Source organism: Terrimicrobium sacchariphilum (assembly GCF_001613545.1).
GTDB lineage: Bacteria > Verrucomicrobiota > Verrucomicrobiia > Chthoniobacterales > Terrimicrobiaceae > Terrimicrobium > Terrimicrobium sacchariphilum.
This window is the reverse complement of sequence record NZ_BDCO01000002.1, coordinates 1,214,951-1,236,788: the sequence shown is the minus strand read 5'-3', so window position 1 is coordinate 1,236,788 and position 21,838 is coordinate 1,214,951. Positions and strand designations below refer to the sequence as shown.

Below are 21,838 nucleotides of genomic sequence, written 5' to 3'. Positions count from 1 at the left end.
AGAAGTCGCGACAGGAGTGGAGCGGGTTTTTCCGTAAAAGTGGAATGACGCTCTGCGAGAAAAAGGCCGGATGTAGACTGGCAACAAATGTCGCGGAAAATTCGTCTTGGCATCGTAGGCCTCCGTTTCGGGGAAGATATCATCCGTCATCTCCTGCCCCCATACCCGGATCATGCCCTGTTCGAGATCGCCGGGTGTTATGATCTCAACACCTCCCGCCGCGATACCGTGGCTCATCGCTGGAAGCTGCCGGTCCATGACTCGCTGGAGGCCATGCTGGAGGACAAGTCGATCGAGGCCATCGGCCTGTTTACTCCTCCCGCCGGGCGAGCTGCCTTGATCCAGACCATCGTGGAGGCAGGGAAGCATGTCGTCACCACGAAGCCGATCGAGTTTGACCCGGAGAAGCTGGCCACGTCGCTGCGGGTGGCCAGGGACCGCCGCCGCGTCGTGCATGTCAACTCGCCGTCCCCCCGCCCCACGCCCGACCTGCGACAGATCGACCAATGGAGGGAGCAGTTTGACATGGGCCGGCTGGTCTCGATTCGCGGGGAGGTATGGGCTTCATACTGCGAACGCGCGGACCAGAGCTGGTATGATGATCCGGTCGCCTGTCCTGCGGCGCCTGTGCTCCGGCTCGGAGTCTATTTGCTGAATGACTTCATCCACTTTGCCGGCGAGCCGTTGCAGATCCGGCCCATGACGGAACGGCTGAGGACAGGCCGTCCCACGGCCGACAACGCAACCCTGCAGCTTCGCTTTGCCAATGGGTGCCTGGGGTCCATCTTTGCATCCTTTTGCGTCGAGGATGGAGACTCCTATCGCAACAGCCTGATCCTCAACTTTGAGAATGGCACGATTTACCGAAACTGCGGACCGTACCGAAGCACCTATGGCATGCGGGAATCCGAGGTCACTCTCGTCCGGGGTACGGGATGTCGCCGCACCGAGGCGCATTGCGTAATGTTCGACGCCATCTCCGGGAACTATCTCTGGTCCGATTTCTATCAGGACATCCTAAGCGATGCGCCCATTTCGCGAGCTTATGAAGCCCGACTCCTGGAAAGCGCGCGCACCATAGCGCGGCTCTCCAGCGCGGAGGAAGCCCTCACTTGACCACGATCTCGTCCAGCCAGGCATTGCCCTGCCCCTTGACGTTCAGGATCAAGACGCACCTGGCTGTCTGATCCTGGAGGGTGATGGTTTTCTCAAAAGTCTTCCAGTCCTCCTTTCCCGCGGCAATTTCGTGGGAGGCGATTCGCTCTCCGGCATCATTCTTTTCCTGCAGTTGCACGGTGGCGCGCAGAGATTTGTCGGCCTTGATCGATCCGGCCACGGTGAAGGTCCCGCCCGGGGCGACGAAGGTCTGAGAGACATTGCCCTGCGCCTCCGCGCTCTCTGCATGGACACGAAGCGAAGCCGGACCTGTGGCAAACACCTCGGTATCCCGCGTGAGAACGAGGGGGGAGGAATCGCGAAACGATGAGCAAACCCATCCCGTCGGGGTCTCCTCCCCGTCGGACATGGCGCCATTGGTGATTCCAGCTTCCGGGTCCGAGCCATGGCAAGGCAGGGAGGAAAGCAGGCAGACAACGAGAGGGATGCAAGGTTTCACAACTCCAGTGGAACATCGCGCCCCGTCCATCTCCAGTCTGCATCGGGCTTTTACTCATAACCCGAGGGTGACAACCCTTTTACTTCTATGTAAAAGCTGAGGCAGGGTCGCATCCTTGCGCAACCACCCCTAAATTCTCCCCCATGCTTCATGACCCCCGGATGAGAGCGTTGCGAGCAGTCACCTTGATCGAGCTGCTTTGCGTGGTTGCAATCCTGTCTCTGCTGGCGGCCGCCTCGGTCACGCCCATCGGCAGCGTGGTCCAGTCCTCCCGACTCAACGGAGTGGCGAACGAACTGATCAATGAGCTGAATCAAGCCAGGCACGCGGCGATCGCCCGGAACCGGGTGGTGGAATGCAGGCTATATGCGAGAACGGACGGGGCGATCGACGAGGTCCAGCTATGGATCTACGACCCGACCCGCTCGACGGCGACTCCGTTTGACCGAAAGATCGTCTTTGACGACCCGGTGGTGATCGCGGCAAACACGACATGGTCGTCCGCACTCCAAAGCGCGCCGGTCAAGGAAACCTCGGGAGCGTCACCGTATGTGGCCTTCCGGTTTCGACCCGACGGTTCCACCGACCTTCCGGCCTCGTCACCCGCCACATTGACCTTGATCTCCCAACCGGGGACGGAACCCACGGCGCTAAAGTCTCTCTTCTTCACCGCGCAGATCGACCCCGTAACAGGCCTGGTCCGCGGCTACTCGGAATAGTATGCCTCGCGTGGCACGAGCCAGGGCGTTCAGCCTCATCGAAGTTGCCATCAGCCTCGCGATCATCGGCATGGCACTGGTAGCCATCATCGGCCTCATGCCTGTGGCCATGCGGACGACACGGGAATCCATGGATCGCACCCTGTGCGCACAAATCCTGGAAACCACCATCATGAGCATCGGGGAGAACAGCTGGAAACCGTCCTTTTCCCTCCCGGCAACCACCTATCATTACGACGACCAGGGAATGCTGATGACAAATGCGGCATCGTGGAAATATCGGGTCAGCATCGAGACCAATCCGATCGTCCTGCCGCAGCGCGGCTCGCCCTCCCAGCCACTCAATGCCAGCGACGGCCTGAGCGTGCGGATCGGGATCGAGAATGCCACCCTCCCCGGCCAGACAAACTGGTTTCCGGTGGTGATCGCCAACCAGGGACGCTAAATGGCCATTCCCAAAAATCGAAGAGCGGCGTTTTCGCTGCTTGAGGTCCTGGTGGCCATCGCCGTGTTATCTCTGATCCTGGCCCTCACGCTGGACATGACTTCGCAGGCCAGCAAGGTGTGGCGCAGAGGCAAATCCCACGAGGAGACATTCCGCGCCGCACGCGATGCGTTTGCGACCATCACCCGTGAACTCTCCCAGTCCACGCTTAATACCTACTACGATTACTTCGACGCCTCGGGTCGCCCCGCCGGAGATCCGTCATATGATGGGAATCCCACCCGCTACGGTCGCCAGTCGGAGCTACGCTTCGCCTGCGGACCCGGCCTCGTGCCCGCCCAGATCGGACATGCCGTGTTCTTTCAGGCGCCGCTCGGTCACTCGGATTCCTCGTCGTTGACGAAGCTGGCAAGCCTCCTGAATACACGAGGCTACTACGTGAAGTTTGGAAACGACACCAGCGGAGACTTCATCGGTGGCAAGCCGGCCTTCCTCGCCGCAGGCCATCCGCGGTTTCGCTACCGGCTCCTGAGCATCGAGCAACCCTCTGAGAAGATGTCCGTGTATGCCTCCCCGTCAAACTGGATAACGAATGCCCTGTCCAATGGCTCGGCTCGTGTGCTGGCAGAAAATGTCGTCGCCTTCGCCGTCCGCCCCATGTGGCCCGATGGCGCATCGACATCATACTCCTATGACAGCGGCGTGTCATGGGCTGGAAACTCCGGCAATCAACCGCGGGAGATGAACCAGTTGCCCCCCCGCCTGGAGGTCATACTCGTCGTCATCGACGAAGCGACCTCGGCCAGACTGCAAGGCAACAGCTCCGCAGCTCCGGATCTCGGGTTTGAACCCAATGAGGTATTTCACGACCCGGCCGAATGGGACAACGACCTGAAGAAGGTCGAGCGCGGACTCCAGGACGGGCGCATCCCCTATCGCGTATTCCGAACGACGGTGCCGGTGGGAACCAGCCTTTGGAACAGTCAAACATGAGGACAGCAATCACACAACGGACACGGGGTTTCGCACTGGTGAGCGTCCTGGCGGTCCTCATCATCCTTACCGCGCTGGCGGTGGCATTTCTCGTTTCCTCCCGGACGAACCTTCAAGTATCGGCCAGCGGAGCCAATGCCGTACAGGCGAGACTGCTGGGAGATTCCGCCGTGGGCATGGTGGAACTCATGCTGCGGAAAGCGACGCAGGACCCCAGGTTGCTGTGGACATCCCAGCCCGGGCTGCTTCGCACCTTTGACACCTCGGGAAAACAGACCGCGGTCTATCGACTCTATAGCGACAATGAACTGATCTCCCCCACATACAATCTCCAGGGCGCCGACGCGGTGCCGGCAGACTGGGCGGCCCAGAGCGGGGTGTACGTCGATCTGAATGCGCCGGTGGCCGGCCAATATCCCATCGCCGATGCCAGCGCCTTGAACGCCGTGGCAGGTTTCACCGTCAAGAATGCCCCGGCAACCTCCTCCAACCCTCTGCCCATGCCTGTGCGATGGCTTTACGCCCTTTCCGATGGAAGCCTCGTCGCCCCATCCTCGAGTGGAGGCAAGCTCAAGGTCGCGGGTGCCACGGACAAGAACCCCATCGTCGGACGCATCGCCTACTGGGCTGACGACGAAACCTGCAAGGTTAACGTCAATACAGCCGCCGGAGATGCCTGGAACGCCGCGGCGGGCGATTTCGGGGGATTCTGGGATACCCCGCGATCCGGAGGAAAGGGAGAAAGGTCGCTGGCGAATTTTCAGCCGGCGCGGAACGAATTTCAGCGGTACCCGGGGCATCCGGCCACGACCTACCTGTCGGCGGTATTCCCTGATCTCACCGCGGCGCAGATCCTCGGCCTGGCGCCCCGCTATGATGAAGGCGGCTCGAAAAGCGGCACACAGGTCGCGACTGGACCGCTTCCAATCACAAACCAGCGGCTGCTGGCATCCTCCGACGAACTGGTCTTCACTCCCGACCGCAATCTCACCGCGCTCAACCAGGATGTCCTCGCCCGGGCCCGCTTTTTCCTCACGGCGACAAGCCGCGCGCCCGAGCTTAATCCCTTCGCCCTCCCCAAGCTGTCGATGTGGCCCGTCAATGCCTCGACGGCACCCGGTTATCGCACGGTATTTGATCGATTGATTGCCTTTTGCTCAACCATCAACGGCCATCCCTTTTATTTTCAAAGAAGCAACTCGGGCAGCGCCACCAACGACATCCAGAACATTCCCCGCAATGCGGAGTTGCTGGCCTACCTGAAGACCCTCACCGGGAAAGCGATCCCCGGCTTTGGCGGCGACTTCCTTTCGAAATACTCCGCCGACCGGGACCAGATCCTGACAGAAATGGTCGACTACATTCGCTCCACCAACCTTTTCGACGATCTCCTCGAGCAGGAAACCACGGGCAGCTACAATTATCCCACCAGCGGCCATCAGTTCACCAGCCGCCGGCTTTCCAACCGTGAGGTCGATTTTGGACACGGGCAGGTCGTGCCGTTGCGGACATCCAACGACACGATGGGATTTGGCCGGTTCTTCACGGTCTCGGAGATCGCCATGCATTTCATCTGCACCGCCGATGCGGCGAATGCGCCCAGCAACATCGCGACCGACCCCGATTCAAGCAAGGTGAACCGCACACTGGGAGGCATCGCCCTGCAACCCGGCCAGAAGCGTGTGGAAGCCGCGCTCCTGCTGGAGCTTTTCTGTCCAGCGCAAGGCTGGACCGCGATCCGGGGGGACGCCCAGATCAAAGTGACCTTTGAAAATGCGATGACATTGAGCGGCCAGCCGCTGGCATTTCCCAGCAGCGGCGTGCGGCGATTCAAGGCGGGTCCCAAGCTTTCCAATGGAAATACGGTGACCACCTACAATGGCCGGTACTGGGGCGGGTTCACCGGTATCCGCATGGTTCTCACCGGAGGGAAGATTCCGGCGCGAGGCGTGATGCCCGCCGATACCGGACTCACCAGCGAGAATGTCTATCCCTTTGTCAGTGCGCCCGTGACGATACCCAATGCGGGGACGATGGCCTTCTCCGGCGGTAAACTGAAGATCGAAATCTTCCCGGCTGGCGCCGACACCAATACGGACCCGCCGGTGCAAACGATCCGGGCCGAGTTTCCCGGAGCCCCGACGCTGCCGCAACCCACACTGGTCGATAATGCCGCCGCCGGAACGCGGGAAAACTGGTGGACGTTTTCCTCCGATGGCGCAGTGGGCAACAAGAAGGGCCGCATCTCGATCGTGAGCAACTCCCCGGGAAGCAACGAACCCGGAAAAGCGGAAAACCCGGCACTGGGCGCCTGGATCCGCAGCAATGATGTCGTGATCAGCCTCGTCCCGGGCCACGGGGATATCAGGCTCGTCGCAGCATCCCCCGAGGTCGACCGCAGCGTATTTGTCCCCCTGCCTGGCTATGGCACGAACGCCTTTTCGCACACGCTCGATGACTCGGTATCCACTCGGTATCTTTACGGATACGATGCCTCCGGGAAACTGGTTCCCGGGGCGAACTACTCCAGCTACTCCCAGCCCGATTTCCCCAACCTGGCCGCGGCGCAGGCCGCATGGACCACCGGAGACTGGGACAACGGCACTGCGACCGTGGCAGACGGCCCCTACATCGGAAAACCGGATGAGGGTAACCAATACCGGGCCTCGCCGTCATCCGTGCCATACTTTGACGACAACGAGGAACAGGAGGCTGGCGGCCCGACCTTCTTCTCTCCCAATCGCCTCATCGCCTCCCCGGTCAATTTTGGCTCGCTGCCTACCGGAGTGAAGGCAGGCGTGCCGTGGCGCACGCTGCTGTTTCGTCCCGACTCCGCCCATCCGGGAGCCGCCAGTCCCGCGGATTCGCTGTTGCTCGATTTTTTCTGGATGCCGGTGGTCGAGCCTTACGTCATCAGCGAGCCATTCTCCACCGCCGGCAAAGTCAATATGAACTATGCCATCGCTCCCTTTTCCTATATCAAGAGGAACACGGCGCTCCGCGCCGTCCTGCGAAGCGAACAGATCCTCGCCATCCCGACGAGCAAGGCATCCAGCTATAAAAGCAGCACGAGCCAGGACAGCTTCCGCCGGATCCTCGATGTGGCGGAGCAAGCCGGCGCGGACAGCGTCTCGGAAAAGACAGGCACGCTCCGGCAGTTTGAGGACAGGTTTGCGAATGGAGAAGTCTTTCGCTCACCGTCGGAAATATGCAGTCTCTACCTCGTTCCGCAGGGAACGCAGTTGACGCAGATGAAATCCTTCTGGAGCACCAATGCCCTCACAGGAGATAACTCCAGAGAGGCATCCTATGGGCGGATCTATCCTCGACTCACCACCCAGTCCAATGTCTTCACCGTGCACTACAAGGCACAAATCCTGGCCAGGCCATCCAAAGGAACGCCGGTCGATGAATGGGTGGAGGACCCCAACAAGGTGCTCGCCGAGTACCAGGGGGCCACGACGATCGAGCGCTACATCGATGCCGCCAACACGACCATAGCCGACCCGGCCACGGCGTTCTCCGTGCAAGACACGGGCCTGGCGCCGTACTACCTCTTCCGCCGGGTCCAGCATCGGCGTTTCAACCCCTAGGAAACATATGCCAAGCATGGGAAAGCCTGATCAAAAACGTGTCACGCAAAGCGACATCGCACGCATGGCGCGAGTCAGCCAGGTCGCGGTGTCCCTGGCGCTGCGCGGACATCCGAGCATTCCCGAGGCTACCAAACTCCATATCCGAGCCATCGCCGATCGCCTCGGGTATGTCCCGGACCCATCCCTTTCCGTCCTCAATGCCTATCGGAATTCCGTACGTCCCCCGGCATATCGCTCAACCCTGGCGCTCCTGACCAACCACGAAACGCGCGAGGGATGGAAGGGGCTCGCCTCGGCGAGTCAATACTTCGACGCCGCGTGTCTCCGAGCGGAGGAGCTCGGGTACAAGGTCGAGCCGTTCTGGCTGCGGGAGCCGGGAATGACCCACCTGAACGCCTCGCGCATCCTCGTGGCCCGTGGTATCCAGGGGATCATCAACGCGCCCCAGCGTCGTGCGCGGGCGCACCTCAATCTCGACTGGAGCCGGTTTTCCGTGATCAGCCTCGGCTATACGATGACACGGCCCGCCTTTCACGCGGTGGCAAATCACCACTTCCGCTCCATGGTGATCCTGTGCCGCAGGCTGCGCGCCCTGGGTTATCGCCGACCGGGCCTGGCAATCATGGGCGCCCTCGACGAACGGGTCGACGGCAACTGGTCGGGAGCGTTCCTTTCAGAGCAACGCAAGAACAGCACGGGAAAAGCCGTTCCCGTGCTTATCCCCGCGGTGCCGGAAGACTGGAACTTCTCGACCTTTGCCAAGTGGTTTCGCAAACATCGCCCGGATTGCATCGTCACCATCCATCAGGATGTCTTCATCTTCCTCAAGGAGCTGGGCGTATCGGTGCCATCGGATGTCGGAGTGGCGATGTGCAATGTCACCAATCCCTCCAGCAATCATTCCGGTATCGATGAAAACTCGGCTCTGATCGGTCGAGCCGCCGTCGACCTCGTCGTCTCCATGATCAACCGGAACGAACTCGGCATCCCGGTCGTCCCGCAGCGCCTGCTCGTCGAAGGCACGTGGCGTCCCGGCGCAACCGTGCAAAGAGTCACCGCCGGGCCGCGACGGGCCATTTCTTTGTAAAAGTACGCCGGACATCCCGGCCTGGCGATTCCGAGGCGAGATTGAGGGGAACCCAGTTCTCTCATGAGCCACACCCTCGAATACGTAATCATCGCCGTATACCTCGTCTTCATGCTCGTCATGGGAGCGGCGTTTCACTCGATGAACCGCAATGTCAGCGACTACTTTCGCAGTGGCTGCCAGGGGACATGGTGGCTCGTCGGCACGAGCATCTTCATGAGCGGCATCAGCGCGATCACGTTCACGAGCAACGCCGGCGTAGCCTATGCGGCGGGACTCAGCTATCTCATCATCTACGCAGGCACGGTCGTCGGCCTGGTGATGAATTGGCTCTTCCTTGCCGGATGGTTCCGTCAGCTGCGAGCCATTACCTTCCCCGAGGTGGTGCGTCAGCGCTATGGTCCCGCGACGCAGCAGATCTACGCCTATGTCGGACTGGTGATGTTTCTGCTCGGGGCGTCGATGCAGCTCTGGGCCCTGGCGCTTTTCAGCGGGGCGATGTTTGGCCTGAACATCATCACGGTGATCCTCCTCCTCGGGCTGGTGGTGACGGTTTACGCCACGACAGGTGGCAGCTGGGCCATGATGGCCACGGAGTTTGTACAGGGGCTCATCCTCGTGCCTGTCACGGTGCTGGTTGCTATTCTCTGCCTGCTCAAGGTGGGAGGCGTCGGCGGGCTGCTGGAGCTGGTCTCCCAACAGGGTCTGGGAGCAAACTTTGCCCTGTTCAAGGGAGAGAACACGTTTCCCGGAGGAAACTATGCTGCGATGTGGATCATCGCGATGCTGGTGTTTCAGGTCAAAACGCAGTGCTCGCTTAGCTCTGCCGCCCGCTATTTTACAGTGAAGGACGGTCGCGAGGCCTCCAAGGCGGCACTGCTCGCGGCGGTCCTGATGGGCGTCTGCATGATCTTCTGGGTGATCCCGCCGTTGTGTGCACGGCTGCTCTATGCGGCTGATGTCGCCGCCCTGCCGCTGGCCAACCCCGGAGAGGGTTCCTATGCCGTGATCAGCATGAGGCTGCTGCCCTATGGCATGACCGGCCTGATCGCGGTCGCGATGTTCTCCGCCACCATGAGCTCGATGGATGCCGGCATCAATCGCAACGCGGCAATGGTCGTGCGCGATGTCATTCCCGCCCTGCGCCGTCTCACGGGAAAAGCCCCCATGTCCGATACGCGCCAGCTCGTCGTCGGCAAGTTCACCTCCCTGGCGTTTGGCCTTACCATCGTCGCGCTGGCCTGCTATTTCGCCACGGCGAGTGGGAAGGGCATCTTTGATGTCGCCTTCCGTATCGGGGCCATGCTGGGAGGGCCGATGAGCGTTCCTCTCATCCTTGGTCTGTTCGTCCGGCGCGCTCCATGGTGGTCCGGCCTGGTCGCGGCAGGGGCGGGATTCGTGCCATCCTTGATCGAGCTGGGCGGCACCGTGATCTTTCATCGCGAGAGCTGGTCCTGGCCGACACTGACCCTCGTGATCATGGGTGTCAGCGCGGTGGCCTATGCCGCGACAATTCCATTCTGGAAATACTCCAGGCCGGAATACCGCCGCCAGATCGATGTCTTCTTCGAGCGCATGCATCGGCCCGTCGATTTCGAGAAGGAAGTCGGAAAGGGAAACGATGCCATGCAACTGCGGATGATCGGCTTCTTCGCCACGGCGATCGGGGGATTCATGAGCCTTCTCGCCCTGCTGCCCAACCCTCTCACCGATCGGCTCCTCATCCTTGCGATCGCGGGATTCGTCTGCCTCGTCGGCATCTTCATGCTGGTACAGGCCCGGAAGAAGTTCCACGCCATGCGTGAACCCCATAAGGTCGGCGAGCTCGTTACCAAATAGCCCCTGCGTCGCTCCCTTCGCAGGTCGTCAGCAACAGCAGAGCGCCGGTGCGGCGACAATCCCGCCAGCCATCGCAAGGCAACATCTCAGAAACATGCGCGCGAGTGATGGGCGGACGGCTGCGAGCGGTCTTCGCGAGTCCTGATCCCTCCACGCAAAAAGGCCGCGATTCTCACCGCGGCCTTTTCGTCTGTCCTGTCTTTCCGTTGCTCCTAGCGCCGGAGTCTCCGGCGCAGAAGAAGTCCCAATCCCAGGGCGCAAAGGACAAATGTCGATGGCTCGGGAACTGATGAAATCGTGAGGTTGGTAAAAGTGAGCGTGGGGGATGTCGTGGTCGAAGTGGATTTCTCCGAGTAAATCGCGAAGGTGTCGAAATTCGTATAAGGGGTGACCGTATCAATATAGGAGTAAGAGTAAGTCCCGTAGTCGATCGTCATCTTTACGCCGGTCGCAACCAACTCCAGCGTGTAGGTGAGATTTCGTGACCCTGTCGAACCCACACTGCCCGCCAGTGTCGGGGAACTGAATGAATTATAGGAAGACGAGGAGAAGAGATTGTTATTCGAGGTACTTCTTTCCTTGAATGTGTTTGAGGCGGAGGGAGTCGTATTGGCACCGAGGCTGGCGGAGTATCCCGTATAGTCCTTCATTACCGCAGATCCATTGCTCGCCGTGACATTGCTGGTGAGTTGCGAGTTGCCAGAATCGTAAAAGCCGACACGGAATGCCTCGTTGGTCGCATTGATCGGGCCGGAGAACGACAGCGACATGGAGATCGAGTCCCCAACATTGATCAGGCTGACGTCGGGGAAATAGCCGACGAGATATGTCGTGTTCGTGGTGCCGGTGGACGTGCCCACCGTAAGCCCCAGCGAGGACCCCGTAGTGACACCGGCGCCGGTCTGATTGGAAACGAAATAGGTATTAGCTCCGGTATTTCCGGCCGTTACAGCCGATCCTACGTCGTAAACGGTAGCGGCTTTCGCCGTGGAGACCGCGGCCAGCAAGAGAATGAATGTTCGGAAGGATGTCATTCCCAAGGAAAAAGCGATCCCCTGGCCCAGGAAAACCGATTAAGGGCTTTTACATAGAAGCACCCGGCACCGCGGACATTCCCTCGCCAGCCTAAGTCCCGGCAACGCGGCCACCATTAGGGTAATGGAATAGAGAACGGGATCGCAGCCCTGTCGTCGCGGCGGTTATTTCCGGCGACCATGGCGGAGAGACCAGTCTCAACGCGGGAATCGCAAATCCTTAAGCCATAGTCGCGAGCTTCTCCAGGGAGATGGCAAAGCGCATCGGTTTGCCGTGCTTCCAGGAAAGAAACTCCGCGCAGGCGATCTCGCCGAGGCGGGCGACTTCGGAATTGATCGACCCCGCGATGTGAGTGGAGAGCAGCGCATTGGGCAGCGAGAACAACCGGGAATCCGCCTTGGGTGGCTCGGGATACGTCACGTCGAGGAGCGCGGTGAGGTCCTTGCGTGCTTCCAGCACATCGCAAAGATCGTCCTCGCGGACGGTACGGCCCCGACCGGTATTGATAAAGACAGCCCCGTCGCGCATCCGAGCAAAGTGCTGTTTTTGCAACATGCCCTCCGTCTCCGGCACATCGGCAAGATGGTTCGAGATGGCAAACCCCGACTCAAAGGCTTCCTCCAGGCTCACCTTGCTTACGCCGAGATTCGCCGCATCGACCTTGGTCAAAAACTGGTCAAACACCGCAATTCTCAGCCGGAACGGAGCCAGCAATTCGATGACCTTTCTCCCGATCGCCCCGGCGCCCAGGATGGCAACCGTCTCGCCGTAATTCCCCGGCCCCCGAAACGCCTGACGAAGCGCCTCCGGAGTATTGTAGTCACGCAGATTGCGAAAGTAGCCCTTCATGGAGAGCAGGATCTGGGCGAGGGTGAACTCGGCGACGGGGATCGCGTTGGCCACCCAGGAACTCACGACCATGATGTCGCGCTCGATCAAGGGTCGCGCAAACAACCTTACCGAGCCAGCAGCGTAAAATACGGCCTTGAGCCTGGGAAGTGCGGCAAGCTGGGCCTCGGAGAGCAGAGGCATGCCCCAGGTGGTAAAAATCGCATCGGCCTGCGAGAGGCGGTCCATGTGAGCATCGACCTCCTCGGGAGGGATGGCAGGTTCCAAAACCTCGGCTTCCGTGGCGATCTTCCACCGTGTCTCGAGAGAGTAAACGGAATCCAGCAAGCTTTGCTCTCCCAGGAATATGACTTTTTTCATCGAACGATGCGCCAGTGTAGTAACCATCCGCCGCCTGGACAAGAGGTGCTATTGAGACCCCCGAAGACGGCGCCCCTCAGGCCCGACAGGTGCTGCCGGAGGCTTTTCACTCCGCACGGCTCACGGAATGCCGTATGACCAGTTCTCAAGCTTCTTCAGATCGTTCGTCCCCAAGGCCTCCACGTGGCCGTCGCAATAAAGGACATTCCCTTTGTTCCCATGCGGTGCGGCGGCGGATTCCGGGGCGGAGATGTAGGCTCCGGCTTTGCCGCTCCAGCTTTGCTTCCCGGTCTCGGAGAAGAAGATGGTGCGAGGCGAGAGGAGGGAGAGTTTGTATTTTCCGTGCGACCAGAAGTACACGTCTCCCGGCCCCCATTGCGGGTCGGAGGAGGTTACCAGCCGACTGCTGATGCCGTAGGTAGGCGACTGCAGGCCGGAAGCCGGGCAAATCGTCATCTTGGGGGTCAGGCCGTACTTGGTGAGATTGCTGTACCTCGTGGGCATGTTCGTCACATACCACTGGCTCTGGGGCACGTAGCCATCATTGTCCGTAGCCCAGACGGCGGAGAGTTGGAAAATCTGGCGGAGATTCGACACGCAGACGGCATTCGCCGCCGCCTTGCGCGTGCTGCTCAACGCAGGGAACAGCAAACTCGCCAGCACGGCGATGATGCCGATGACAACGAGGATTTCTATGAGGGTAAGGCCGTTCGGATTCCGGCGACGATACTTCATGGGGGGCGTCTTTCAAGTTAGAGAAAGTATTTTCTCTTTCCAGAGAAATCTTTCCCGTGGTGTTTGCGGAGGCGTTTAGTTTTGGGGTGGAGGGAAGCCTTTTCGGCGTTCTGGGAGAGCCTGGCTACTTCCGTTTCGTAGCGACCGCTCGAACGGGGCGGCTGGCTTTGGCGGTGAAAAATCCCGGGACTTCAAGGAGGAGGCGGCCCTTGGTAACCGGCAAGGTGAAGCACTTGCCGTCCGCGGAGCGCTCGAGAGTCTCACCGGTATCGAACCGACGGACTTCCTTTACGCTGGAGGAAAAGGCAAGCGACTCGCCGGCGAAGCTCATGCGCTCCTCGCACACGTCGATCTCGAGGGCTTTGCGCACGGGCACATAATGCAAGAGCGTGAGGATCAGATCGCGGCCGCGGCGGCGCGGGATGCAAAGCATGGTGCTCGGGAGACCTGCACCCACGAGTGGGTCGCCGACGAAGTCGCGGATGATGCGGCGCCAGACGTCGCGGGCGGCCTGATTGCCGGTCTGCCGGTACTCGCGGAAAATCGGGTCGGCGAAATATACAAATCCCTTCCCCGAGACGACGGCCGGGAAGCGGTCCGGCTCGGCCTGCGGCGGAGTCTGAAAATGCGAGGAAAAGGTCAGGTCGGTACGCTTGAAATACGGCAGCACGCGATCGACCAGCACCCTGGCGCCCTTGCCCGGGAAGACATTCACCCCTTGGGAATACACGACCCGGTCGCTGGCGCTCAGCTCCGGCCAGAAGTCCTTGCGCGCCCGCCAGTAGGTGGGGAACTTTTCCACCATGCCATTGAAGCCGAGGGGCAGGAAATCCAGCGCCCAGCGGCCCGAGATGTCGCGACCGGAGCGGTGAGAGATGATCAGCTTGCCGCCTGCGGCGTGGTAGGCCTTGAGCTTCTTGTAGAGGCGCGGCGTGATGACCACATCGTCCGGCAGAATGAGGCCGCGGCAGGCTGAGAGGTCGGAGTGCTCGTCGAGGAGCGAGACCTCGTAATGCGTCTCCTCACACATCTGGATCGCGCCCTCGTCCGACGTGCCCGTCGCGGAGAGATCCTTGCCGGGGAAGTTTGCGGAGAGGATGCCGATATCGGTGAGCTCCACGCTGCCGGCATAGAACGGCTCGGCGGCTTCGCATTGTTCGTAGACCGCGCCGATGAGATCGTAGGCCGCAGCATCGAGCCGGCCGCGAGGCGGGAGTTGGTCGCCGACGGAATTTCCGCCACCGAGAGCCTGTGAGCGGAAGCACTCGTACTCCAGCGCGGCCTGGGGCTTGATCCCGCCAAAGTCGCCCCACATGCGCTGGAAGCGACCGGTCATACCGACCCAGGGCTTGCCCCACCGGCCCGCGCCGCGCGCCAGGCGTGGGAAATGGTAATACCCCCAGAATCCCGAAGGCAGCGACTCGATCTCGATATGGGTGAGATGGGGCAGGCGCTGGCGGCCGCCGGTGCCGTCGACATAGACATCGAAGGGCGTGTTGTAAAAGACCGAGCTCTCCGGCGAGAGACTGCGAATGAGCTTCGTGAAGCGGGAGGCGAAGCTGGCCTGGGCGTGAGATTCGAAGCGCTTGAAGGTCTCGACATCGTCCGCCTCGAAGCCATGGCGTGCACGGTAGCGGCGGCAGGCGTCGCTGTGATGAGCTAGCAGATCGTAAAACAGGATGTCGAAGAAAAGCCCGTCCAACTGGCCGTAGCGGGAGAAGAGTTCGCGCACGTGCGCCTCGAGATAGTCGAGATAGTCGGGATGCACCCAGTCGTTAAACCTCCATCCGCCGGGATGCGGCGGGCGGGCGGGATCGACATTCTCACAACGGGCAAAGGTGCCGTCGGCCCGCATTTGCCGCCACTCCGGGTGAAGGTCGGCGACATTTTCCTCCCACGCCACGGTGGTGTAGACGGGGCAGCGAATGCCTTCCTCGCGGAGGGCTTCCAACATCTCGCCGAGCAGGTCGCGGCCATTCAGCGCGGGATGCGGAGTGCCGGTCTGCGTGGGGTAATAGCACATCCCATGGTGGCACTTGGCAAAGATGGTCACGCTATTGACCCGGGCGCGCCTGAAGGTCGCGGCAAACTCGCGCGCGTCGAATTCCGCGCCGACATCGGGAATGAACGGCGAGGTGTGGAAGTCGAGATGAACCTGGCGAAGAGCGGATGACATGGCGATTTAGCGGAGCCAGAGAGGGCCGTATTTTTCCGGGTCCTTGCCCTCGGCGATGCCGCCGTAGAGACGCAGGGCGCGGCGGCTGGTTTTGCCCGTATCGGCGTCGGCGAGAGAAAGTGAGATGCCAATGGCGGAACCCGCAGCCATGGGACGGTCGAGACCCATGACAGCCCATGGGAACAGGATATCGTAGGTGGTGATGTCCCCTTCCCGTTTCACGCGGAGCTGTACGCGAGGCTCGGCGACGCCGACGGGAAGCTCCGGCACGTAGGAGACCCAGCGCCACGTCATGGGTTGCTTGCCATTCCAGGCCACGCCGTACTCGAAGACGCGATGTCCCTTGAGACCGAAGAGGTCATTAGCCTCCCAGGTCTTCTGATGGTCGGGATCGAGGCCGATCTGGATGGAATCCTGCGACCAGATATCCTCGCCGGAGCGGGTCTGGAGGTGCTCATCATCACGGACGACGACGCGGAGGTGCAATCCTTCCACCCCATGAGCGGCCTGCAGCGTCGCGGAGCAATCTTCGGGCGCAATGGGACCGCCAAAGGGGTCCCAGGCTGAGAAATCCACCGCCGGAATCTGGCTCCAGTCGGGTTGCCCGCCGCGCGGTACGGGAGCCGCGGAGAGAATGGTAAAATCCAGCGGGAGCGAGATTTCATCCCGGCGGCCCTCGTGGCGGCTATCCACGGCCATCTTGCCGCGATACCGGGTGCCTTGAGAGAGTCCATCGAGCGGCACCGAGAGCTGGCGTGTCTCGCCGGGTGCAATCTCGGAGGCCTCGAGGAACCGGTCACGGGTTCCATCAAGCTTCACCGCGAGCCGCGTGGTCACTGGGACGGCGGAATGCGAGATGACAGTCGTCTCAAGCGAAGGCTCCTGCTGATCCGCGGGCCAGGCAAGAACGGGCGGACGGGCCTCGAGCGGAGGGATGACCTTCACGGGCTGGCCGAGCCACTTCTGGCCGTCGCGGGTCAGGAGAAGGTAATCTCCGTTGGCAGCAGAGGCAGGGACAGCAAGGCGGCCATCACGGACGACCAGGGGAGCCGGAGCGATCCACTCACCGCCACGCGGCAGGGTGACATCCTCGCCGCCGCGCATCACGTCGAGACGCGCAAGCATTTCGATCGAGGGCGATTGGGATTCGGAAAACTCGAGAAAGATCGGACTCGGCGAAAGTGCCAGCGTATCGGAAGCTGGCAGCGAGCGGCCCATCATGTCCTCGCGTCGTGAGGTGACCAGCGGCAGGCCGATTGCGCGTTCGGCCTCCGTGTCCCATGCCACGGCGATCGAGGTGTTGTCGCTTTTCTCGAAGAGCACGAGATGCGTGGTCGGCGTGAGACGCAGCCAGGTACCTGTCCCCTTCACGCCAGCGAGCCAGCGGGCGACATTGGCGTAGGCGGCATAGCCGGGCTTCGGCGTGGAGTCGTCGTGAACGAGCGAGAAGCCACGCTCGCCGGGATTCGGAGCAGCCTTGAATTGCAGGCAGAAGTAGGTCGCATTCTCCACGCCCAGGGCGGCGAGCAGGGTGAGCGAACGCGTCACATAGCGGGCCTGGGTGATCTCGTCGACAGGCTTCTGCCAGGTGCCTTTGCCGGAGGTCCAGCCAAACTCCGTGATGTGGATCGGAAACTTGGGGCGCCCGATGTCGCGCAGGAACTCCTGAAGTTCCTCAACACGCTGGATGAACTCCTTCTCGGGAGCCGAACCATCCACGTAGGCATGGACGACGAGCCCGTCGAGATGATCAAAGAGTCCCTGCTCCTTCGCGGTGACGAGATCGAGGCGGGCGGGGTCCTTGATGCGGATGGACGAGAATCCCGGGCCGAGCACTTGAGTCTTCGGGCTGGCTTCCTTGATCCCGTCGGCGATGGTGGCGAGCACCCGCACGAGGTCTTCATTCGACGCGCCTTTCCACTGCCACTCGGGTTCGTTGTAGATCTCGAAGTAGTCGGGAAAGTTTTCCCCCTGCTGACGCACCCAGGCGGAGACGAGCGCCTTGAGCTTGTTCCAGTCGGTGGGCTTGTTGAGCGGGTTGCCGAAGCTCTTTTTCTTATCAGTCGGCTCCATGAGCCAGAGCGGAAGGCCGAAGGACATCACGCCGACCTGAGTGAACGGCGACTTCGGAAAGAGCACGCTCTCGGCCGCGGGAGGATTCTCACTGAGCATGTTCTCACCCAGCTTGTGAATGGAAATCATGCGGCGGTTCCAGCGGGCGCCAGCGGCAAGTACGAGATCGGCGTCCCCTTGCACAGTCCAGAGGCCGAGGCGGGACTGGAGGCGCATTTCATCGGAAGGCACCGGGCCGACCACGGCGGCGGTCGTGGACCCGCGGGATTTTGCCCCATCCGCCTGCACCGTCTCGGCATCAATCGCGTAGAATCCCTTTTGCGGAAGCGTGATCGACACATCCCCCGAGTTTCCTGCGAGCGGGCGCGTCTCAATGACAGCGCCGCTCTCGTTTTTCACCGTAAGCGTGCCGCTGGCAATGGAGGCGGGCACCTTCAGAGTGACGGTTCCCTGGGCGTCCGTGAAAATGTTCCCCTTCGCCGTCGAGGAAAAGGCAAGACCGGAGGGAGCATCCGCGGCTCTCACGGTCGGAGCAAGCAAGGCCAGGGTGAGGGCGAGCGTGAGCCGCCGACCCGGCAGGAACACGGGAATATCCTTCATCGAAAATCCAGGGCGTGATCAGGGCGTGACAGCGGGGACCAATTCGATCGACACATCGTCGATCCAGAGCGTGGCCGGAGCCTCCTCCGTATAAGCGACCACCATGAAGGAGATCGACGCAGTGCGCGAATGCAGGACACCCTCGGCATCGAGTTCCACCCAATCCGCGGAATCCGGCACCGGAATGAGCGTCTTCGATCCGCCCAGAAGGCGAATGCTGGCACCCGCTTCATCGCGCTCCAGGATGCGGATACCCGCACCCTTCTCGCCGAAGCCCGTCGAACGCACAAAGAGACGCACGCGGACCTTTCTCTCGCCATCGGCTGGCTCGACCTTGATGGCCGGGCTGTGAACGATCTTTTCCTTATCGGAGGGTTCCAGCAACTCGAAGCGGAGAGAGTTGTCGCCGGAGTGCGGGTTGTCCTGATCGAGCGAAACCTTGAACGGCGTCTTCCAGCCTGTGGCCGGTTTGTAGGTGCTGCCGAGTCCCGCGCCCCAGTTGGGCACATAGGCGGGGATTTTTTCGAAGTCGTATTCCGCGAGCAGCGTAGGCGCATCCGCCGCGCGGAGCGAACCGGAGAAACAGGCAAGAACGAGGGCCGAGAGAGGGAGGAGGTGTTTCATGGGGAAGAAAGAGAGAATGACCAGGGGAACCCGGCAGATCATTCGCAATATAAGACCTGCCGGGCAAAGATGCTAAGCCTGACGGCGACGCCTGAGAATGAAGCAGAAGGTGAGACCCGCCACCACGAGGCCCACCACGCCGGGCTCGGGAACGACGGTGAGATCGACATTTGAAAAGCTCACCTGATCGGCGGTGAGGCCACCACCAGTGAAGAAGCCCACGCGGTCGTAGGTATAGGTCTGCGGAGTGGTATCCAGATAAGTGCCCGAGACGGTGTAGTTCACATTTGTACCGATGAGCGTCCAACCCACCTGGAGACCCGTGGCCACACGGGTGAGCGTAAGGGAGAACGTGTAGGTGCCCGAGGCGAAGGCGGTATTTCCCGGGGTTGCATTCACGTTGGCTACCGTCGTAGCACCAGAACCGCTGCCGAAGCTGAAGTTATTCGGATTATTCCGCTCCCAGAGCCGACTGTAGGTCGAGCCTCCACTGGTGCCGGAGTTCGACGCCATGTAGCCAAGCCAGCCGAGACCACCGGATTGGCCATTCACATTATACAGGCCAAAACGGAACTGATCGGCTTGGGGAGTCTCAAGATTCAGAAATGTCACTCCGCCGGAGAGCGTTAGGGAATCCCCTACGCTACTCAGCGTGTAGGTCGGGGAAACAGCGTAGATTGACTGACTATCACCAGAATTGGACGTGCCATTGCCGAGAACCGGGCTGGCGGTATTCAGCCCGCTGCTGACCGAGCCGGAATACTGTGTCCAGGAGGTAAGCAGAGCGGCATCAGCCGACATGGCGCTGAGCCCAACAGCCAAAACGGCAACGGCTGAAGAGAGGAGACGGGAGGATTTGAGTGGGAATGGGGAGATCATGGTGAGGTGGAAACTTTCTATAGAGAAAGTACTTTCTCGCCATTTGCGCAAGTATTTTCTCTCAGGACTTTTTACGAGGAAAACCGGGGAAAATCGCACGGCCAGCCCGTGGATTTTAAGAAAGTCTTTTCTCACAGCCATTTTTCCAGTGATATGAAGCCCGTTATGTCCTCACTCGCGGAAATCGCCCGGATATGCGGTGTATCAATCGGAGCCACGTCAAAAGCCCTCAGCGGGAAGGCGGGGGTCTCGGAGACGACGCGGCAACGCATCCTGAGCGTGGCCGCCCAGCACCACTACCGGCCCAACCGGCTCGTGCATGCCATCCAAAAGGGTCGGAGCATGACGATCGGCCTCACCTGCAATGATTTCCGTGATGATTTCTCCGGACGCATCGTGGAAGGCATGCTGGAGGTGCTGTATGAGGCCGCCTACGACACGATCGTGATCAGTTGGGATCTCTGCGTCCACGAGGGCGAGAAAGTGCTCCGGACCTTCACGGAGCGGCGGGTCGATGGCTTGCTCATGTTCCCGCCGGGAGACCAGCCGACCCCGGCCTATCTGCAAGAATTGCGAACCTTTCAGAGGCCGATCGTGGTGGTGGACCAGACCTTTGCCGGAGTCGAGGAATATGCCTTCGTCGGCAGCCAGGACTATGAGGGAGGCATCGCCGCAACCGAGCATCTCATCGAGCTCGGCCATCGGCGCATTGCCAACATTTTCCACCGAAAGATCAGCACGGGCCGCGCCCGCGTGGAGGGATTTCGCCACGCGATGGAGCGCCATGGGTTGCCCGTTCGCGAAACGTGGATGCGCGACATCCAAAACTACGGCTCCGAGGAGATCTACCGTCACGCGAGAGAACTCCTCACCATGGAGGAAGCCCCAACCGCGATCGTGTGTTTCAACGACTGGGTGGCCATGGACGTGCTCGCCGCCACTCAAGATTGCGGGCGCCGCGTGCCGGAGGATGTCTCGATCGTCGGGTTCGGTGATCTGCGCATCGCCTCCGCAGTACGTCCCCGGCTAACGACGATCGCGCAGGACCCCATCGGTATCGGCCGCCATGCCGTGAGACATCTGCTGACCCAGCTGCGGGCGGTAAACCAACAGGAAGAGGAGCTTCGCGACACGCCCCCCACTCCGGTGAGCGACCGACTGCCGGTACGTCTCGTTCACCGGGATTCCACGCGACCCGCAGTCCGCCAGAGTTTCTGAAACGCGCCGGGTGAAAAGGCCGGGCGCACACCCTCCGCCGTGAGTGTCGGGGCAGATCCCCTGCCACGGGATTTCAGGGCGCTCAATTCCCTTTAGACTGCCGACATCGCGTCGGAACCAATCCCGCCCGGCAGCAATCCCGATTTCGCGCCGCGAGAATCGCTGCCGGTCCGCTTGAAAAAGGCCCCGCTGCTACCGGGGAGGGAAATACTTGTCGATGACCGGCTGTATCGCGTCCGCCCAGACGACATAGCCCTTGTCGTTGGGATGCAGGAAGTCCGGCATGAGGTCTGCATTGACGGACCCGTCGGGATTGAGGAATTTTTCTCCGAAGTCGAGGAACACCACCTTTTCCCCGTCTGCGAGCTTTGCGATCTCACGATTCAGAGTGTCGATCTTCGGTCTTGCCTGGTCTTGAGGACTCTGGCCGCGTGGGAAGACGGCCTGGAGGAGGATGACGCTCTCGGGCAGACGCTTACGGTATTCCTCCACCACCGCCTTCACCCCGGCAGCGGCGTCCTCGGGCTTTTCGCCAAAGCCGATGTTATTGGTTCCGATCAGGAGCACGACCAGTTTGGGCCGGACCTTGTCGACCTGCCCGTTGTAGAGACGCCAGAGAAGATTCTGGGTCCGGTCGCCGCTCAGGCCGAAGTCGAACACCCCGATTTTTCCGTAGCGTTCATCGAATGTGCGCCGCCCTTTTCCCTGCCAGCCGTCCGTGATGGAGTCACCGTCAAAAACCAACTGGATGGTCTCCGGCGCCTTGTTTGCCTTGGCGTTGTTCTCGATGATTCTCTGCAGCCACTCAAATCTCGGCAGCGGAAAGGTGGCGGGCGTCGCACCGGGCGGAGTGGTCGGCAACTCTTTCGGCATGGTCCATATCTCCTGGGCGGTAGCCTCGGTGACGCAGGCTGCCAGCAACAAGAAGAGGGCAAGGGAAAGGCGCCGGGGCGCCATCATGATGACATGGTATTTATTCATAAAGTCCGGAATGG

17 protein-coding genes are annotated in these 21,838 nt (G+C 61.0%); 8 read left to right on the top strand and 9 right to left on the bottom strand.

The window, feature by feature from the left end; all coding sequences use genetic code 11:
- Nucleotides 1-87: 87 nt before the first annotated feature.
- Complete coding sequence (locus TSACC_RS05945) at nucleotides 88-1,116, top strand: Gfo/Idh/MocA family protein (RefSeq protein ID WP_075078473.1); 1,029 nt, start codon at nucleotides 88-90, stop codon at nucleotides 1,114-1,116.
- Here TSACC_RS05945 and TSACC_RS05940 read toward each other — a convergent pair.
- Nucleotides 1,109-1,615 carry a carbohydrate binding domain-containing protein gene (locus TSACC_RS05940; protein ID WP_169809553.1) on the bottom strand — a complete coding sequence of 169 codons (507 nt, stop codon included), beginning with the start codon at nucleotides 1,613-1,615 and terminating at the stop codon, nucleotides 1,109-1,111. The two genes, TSACC_RS05945 and TSACC_RS05940, sit on opposite strands and share 8 nt — an antisense overlap.
- Before the next feature lie 161 nt (nucleotides 1,616-1,776).
- On the opposite strand from TSACC_RS05940, the gene vccD reads away from it, so the two are divergent.
- From vccD to TSACC_RS05910, 6 genes are all read left to right on the top strand, one after another.
- Nucleotides 1,777-2,334 (top strand): Verru_Chthon cassette protein D, encoded by a 558-nt coding sequence (gene vccD / locus TSACC_RS05935; protein WP_075078471.1) that lies wholly within the window; start codon nucleotides 1,777-1,779, stop codon nucleotides 2,332-2,334.
- A 1-nt stretch (nucleotide 2,335) separates the two neighbouring features.
- Nucleotides 2,336-2,779, top strand: coding sequence for a prepilin-type N-terminal cleavage/methylation domain-containing protein (locus TSACC_RS05930; protein WP_075078470.1), 444 nt, complete (start codon nucleotides 2,336-2,338; stop codon nucleotides 2,777-2,779).
- Complete coding sequence (gene vccC / locus TSACC_RS05925; RefSeq protein WP_075078469.1) at nucleotides 2,780-3,772, top strand: Verru_Chthon cassette protein C; 993 nt, start codon at nucleotides 2,780-2,782, stop codon at nucleotides 3,770-3,772.
- Between the two features lie 38 nt (nucleotides 3,773-3,810).
- Nucleotides 3,811-7,365 carry a Verru_Chthon cassette protein A gene (gene vccA, locus TSACC_RS05920; RefSeq protein ID WP_169809551.1) on the top strand — a complete coding sequence of 1,185 codons (3,555 nt, stop codon included), beginning with the start codon at nucleotides 3,811-3,813 and terminating at the stop codon, nucleotides 7,363-7,365.
- 16 nt (nucleotides 7,366-7,381) lie between these two features.
- A complete protein-coding gene (locus TSACC_RS05915) occupies nucleotides 7,382-8,455 on the top strand; it encodes a LacI family DNA-binding transcriptional regulator (RefSeq protein ID WP_169809550.1) in 1,074 nt (357 codons plus the stop codon).
- Nucleotides 8,456-8,518: 63 nt separating this feature from the next.
- Nucleotides 8,519-10,294 carry a sodium:solute symporter family protein gene (locus tag TSACC_RS05910; RefSeq protein ID WP_075078466.1) on the top strand — a complete coding sequence of 592 codons (1,776 nt, stop codon included), beginning with the start codon at nucleotides 8,519-8,521 and terminating at the stop codon, nucleotides 10,292-10,294.
- A gap of 212 nt (nucleotides 10,295-10,506) precedes the next feature.
- Here the strand turns inward: TSACC_RS05910 and TSACC_RS05905 are convergent, their stop codons facing one another.
- From TSACC_RS05905 to TSACC_RS05875, 7 genes are all read right to left on the bottom strand, one after another.
- Complete coding sequence (locus tag TSACC_RS05905) at nucleotides 10,507-11,328, bottom strand: PEP-CTERM sorting domain-containing protein (protein ID WP_075078465.1); 822 nt, start codon at nucleotides 11,326-11,328, stop codon at nucleotides 10,507-10,509.
- Nucleotides 11,329-11,548: 220 nt separating this feature from the next.
- Nucleotides 11,549-12,538: a hydroxyacid dehydrogenase gene (locus TSACC_RS05900; RefSeq protein ID WP_075078464.1), complete on the bottom strand. Its 990-nt coding sequence runs from the start codon at nucleotides 12,536-12,538 to the stop codon at nucleotides 11,549-11,551.
- 120 nt (nucleotides 12,539-12,658) lie between these two features.
- A complete protein-coding gene (locus TSACC_RS05895; protein WP_075078463.1) occupies nucleotides 12,659-13,273 on the bottom strand; it encodes a prepilin-type N-terminal cleavage/methylation domain-containing protein in 615 nt (204 codons plus the stop codon).
- 124 nt (nucleotides 13,274-13,397) lie between these two features.
- Nucleotides 13,398-15,449, bottom strand: a complete 2,052-nt coding sequence (locus tag TSACC_RS05890) for an alpha-L-fucosidase (RefSeq protein WP_075078462.1) — start codon at nucleotides 15,447-15,449, stop codon at nucleotides 13,398-13,400.
- Nucleotides 15,450-15,455: 6 nt separating this feature from the next.
- Nucleotides 15,456-18,122, bottom strand: a complete 2,667-nt coding sequence (locus TSACC_RS05885) for a sugar-binding protein (protein WP_075078461.1) — start codon at nucleotides 18,120-18,122, stop codon at nucleotides 15,456-15,458.
- Nucleotides 18,123-18,140: 18 nt separating this feature from the next.
- Entirely contained in the window at nucleotides 18,141-18,746 is a 606-nt protein-coding gene (locus TSACC_RS05880; RefSeq protein WP_075080583.1) for a hypothetical protein, read from the bottom strand.
- A gap of 72 nt (nucleotides 18,747-18,818) precedes the next feature.
- Nucleotides 18,819-19,625, bottom strand: coding sequence for a PEP-CTERM sorting domain-containing protein (locus TSACC_RS05875; RefSeq protein WP_075078460.1), 807 nt, complete (start codon nucleotides 19,623-19,625; stop codon nucleotides 18,819-18,821).
- A gap of 153 nt (nucleotides 19,626-19,778) precedes the next feature.
- Between TSACC_RS05875 and TSACC_RS05870 the strand changes: the two genes are divergently transcribed.
- Nucleotides 19,779-20,843 carry a LacI family DNA-binding transcriptional regulator gene (locus TSACC_RS05870; RefSeq protein WP_237763906.1) on the top strand — a complete coding sequence of 355 codons (1,065 nt, stop codon included), beginning with the start codon at nucleotides 19,779-19,781 and terminating at the stop codon, nucleotides 20,841-20,843.
- 192 nt (nucleotides 20,844-21,035) lie between these two features.
- On the opposite strand, the gene TSACC_RS05865 is transcribed toward TSACC_RS05870, so the two are convergent.
- Nucleotides 21,036-21,824, bottom strand: a complete 789-nt coding sequence (locus TSACC_RS05865; protein WP_084400230.1) for a GDSL-type esterase/lipase family protein — start codon at nucleotides 21,822-21,824, stop codon at nucleotides 21,036-21,038.
- Nucleotides 21,825-21,838: the final 14 nt, after the last annotated feature.

Coding starts and splice junctions, on each gene's coding strand:
- TSACC_RS05945 (WP_075078473.1), top strand. CDS start 88: ATGTCGCGGAAAATTCGTCTTGGCATCGTAGGCCTCCGTTTCGGGGAA.
- vccD (WP_075078471.1), top strand. CDS start 1,777: ATGAGAGCGTTGCGAGCAGTCACCTTGATCGAGCTGCTTTGCGTGGTT.
- TSACC_RS05930 (WP_075078470.1), top strand. CDS start 2,336: ATGCCTCGCGTGGCACGAGCCAGGGCGTTCAGCCTCATCGAAGTTGCC.
- vccC (WP_075078469.1), top strand. CDS start 2,780: ATGGCCATTCCCAAAAATCGAAGAGCGGCGTTTTCGCTGCTTGAGGTC.
- TSACC_RS05915 (WP_169809550.1), top strand. CDS start 7,382: ATGGGAAAGCCTGATCAAAAACGTGTCACGCAAAGCGACATCGCACGC.
- TSACC_RS05910 (WP_075078466.1), top strand. CDS start 8,519: ATGAGCCACACCCTCGAATACGTAATCATCGCCGTATACCTCGTCTTC.
- TSACC_RS05905 (WP_075078465.1), bottom strand. CDS start 11,328: ATGACATCCTTCCGAACATTCATTCTCTTGCTGGCCGCGGTCTCCACG.
- TSACC_RS05900 (WP_075078464.1), bottom strand. CDS start 12,538: ATGAAAAAAGTCATATTCCTGGGAGAGCAAAGCTTGCTGGATTCCGTT.
- TSACC_RS05895 (WP_075078463.1), bottom strand. CDS start 13,273: ATGAAGTATCGTCGCCGGAATCCGAACGGCCTTACCCTCATAGAAATC.
- TSACC_RS05890 (WP_075078462.1), bottom strand. CDS start 15,449: ATGTCATCCGCTCTTCGCCAGGTTCATCTCGACTTCCACACCTCGCCG.
- TSACC_RS05885 (WP_075078461.1), bottom strand. CDS start 18,122: ATGAAGGATATTCCCGTGTTCCTGCCGGGTCGGCGGCTCACGCTCGCC.
- TSACC_RS05880 (WP_075080583.1), bottom strand. CDS start 18,746: ATGAAACACCTCCTCCCTCTCTCGGCCCTCGTTCTTGCCTGTTTCTCC.
- TSACC_RS05875 (WP_075078460.1), bottom strand. CDS start 19,625: ATGATCTCCCCATTCCCACTCAAATCCTCCCGTCTCCTCTCTTCAGCC.
- TSACC_RS05870 (WP_237763906.1), top strand. CDS start 19,779: ATGAAGCCCGTTATGTCCTCACTCGCGGAAATCGCCCGGATATGCGGT.
- TSACC_RS05865 (WP_084400230.1), bottom strand. CDS start 21,824: ATGAATAAATACCATGTCATCATGATGGCGCCCCGGCGCCTTTCCCTT.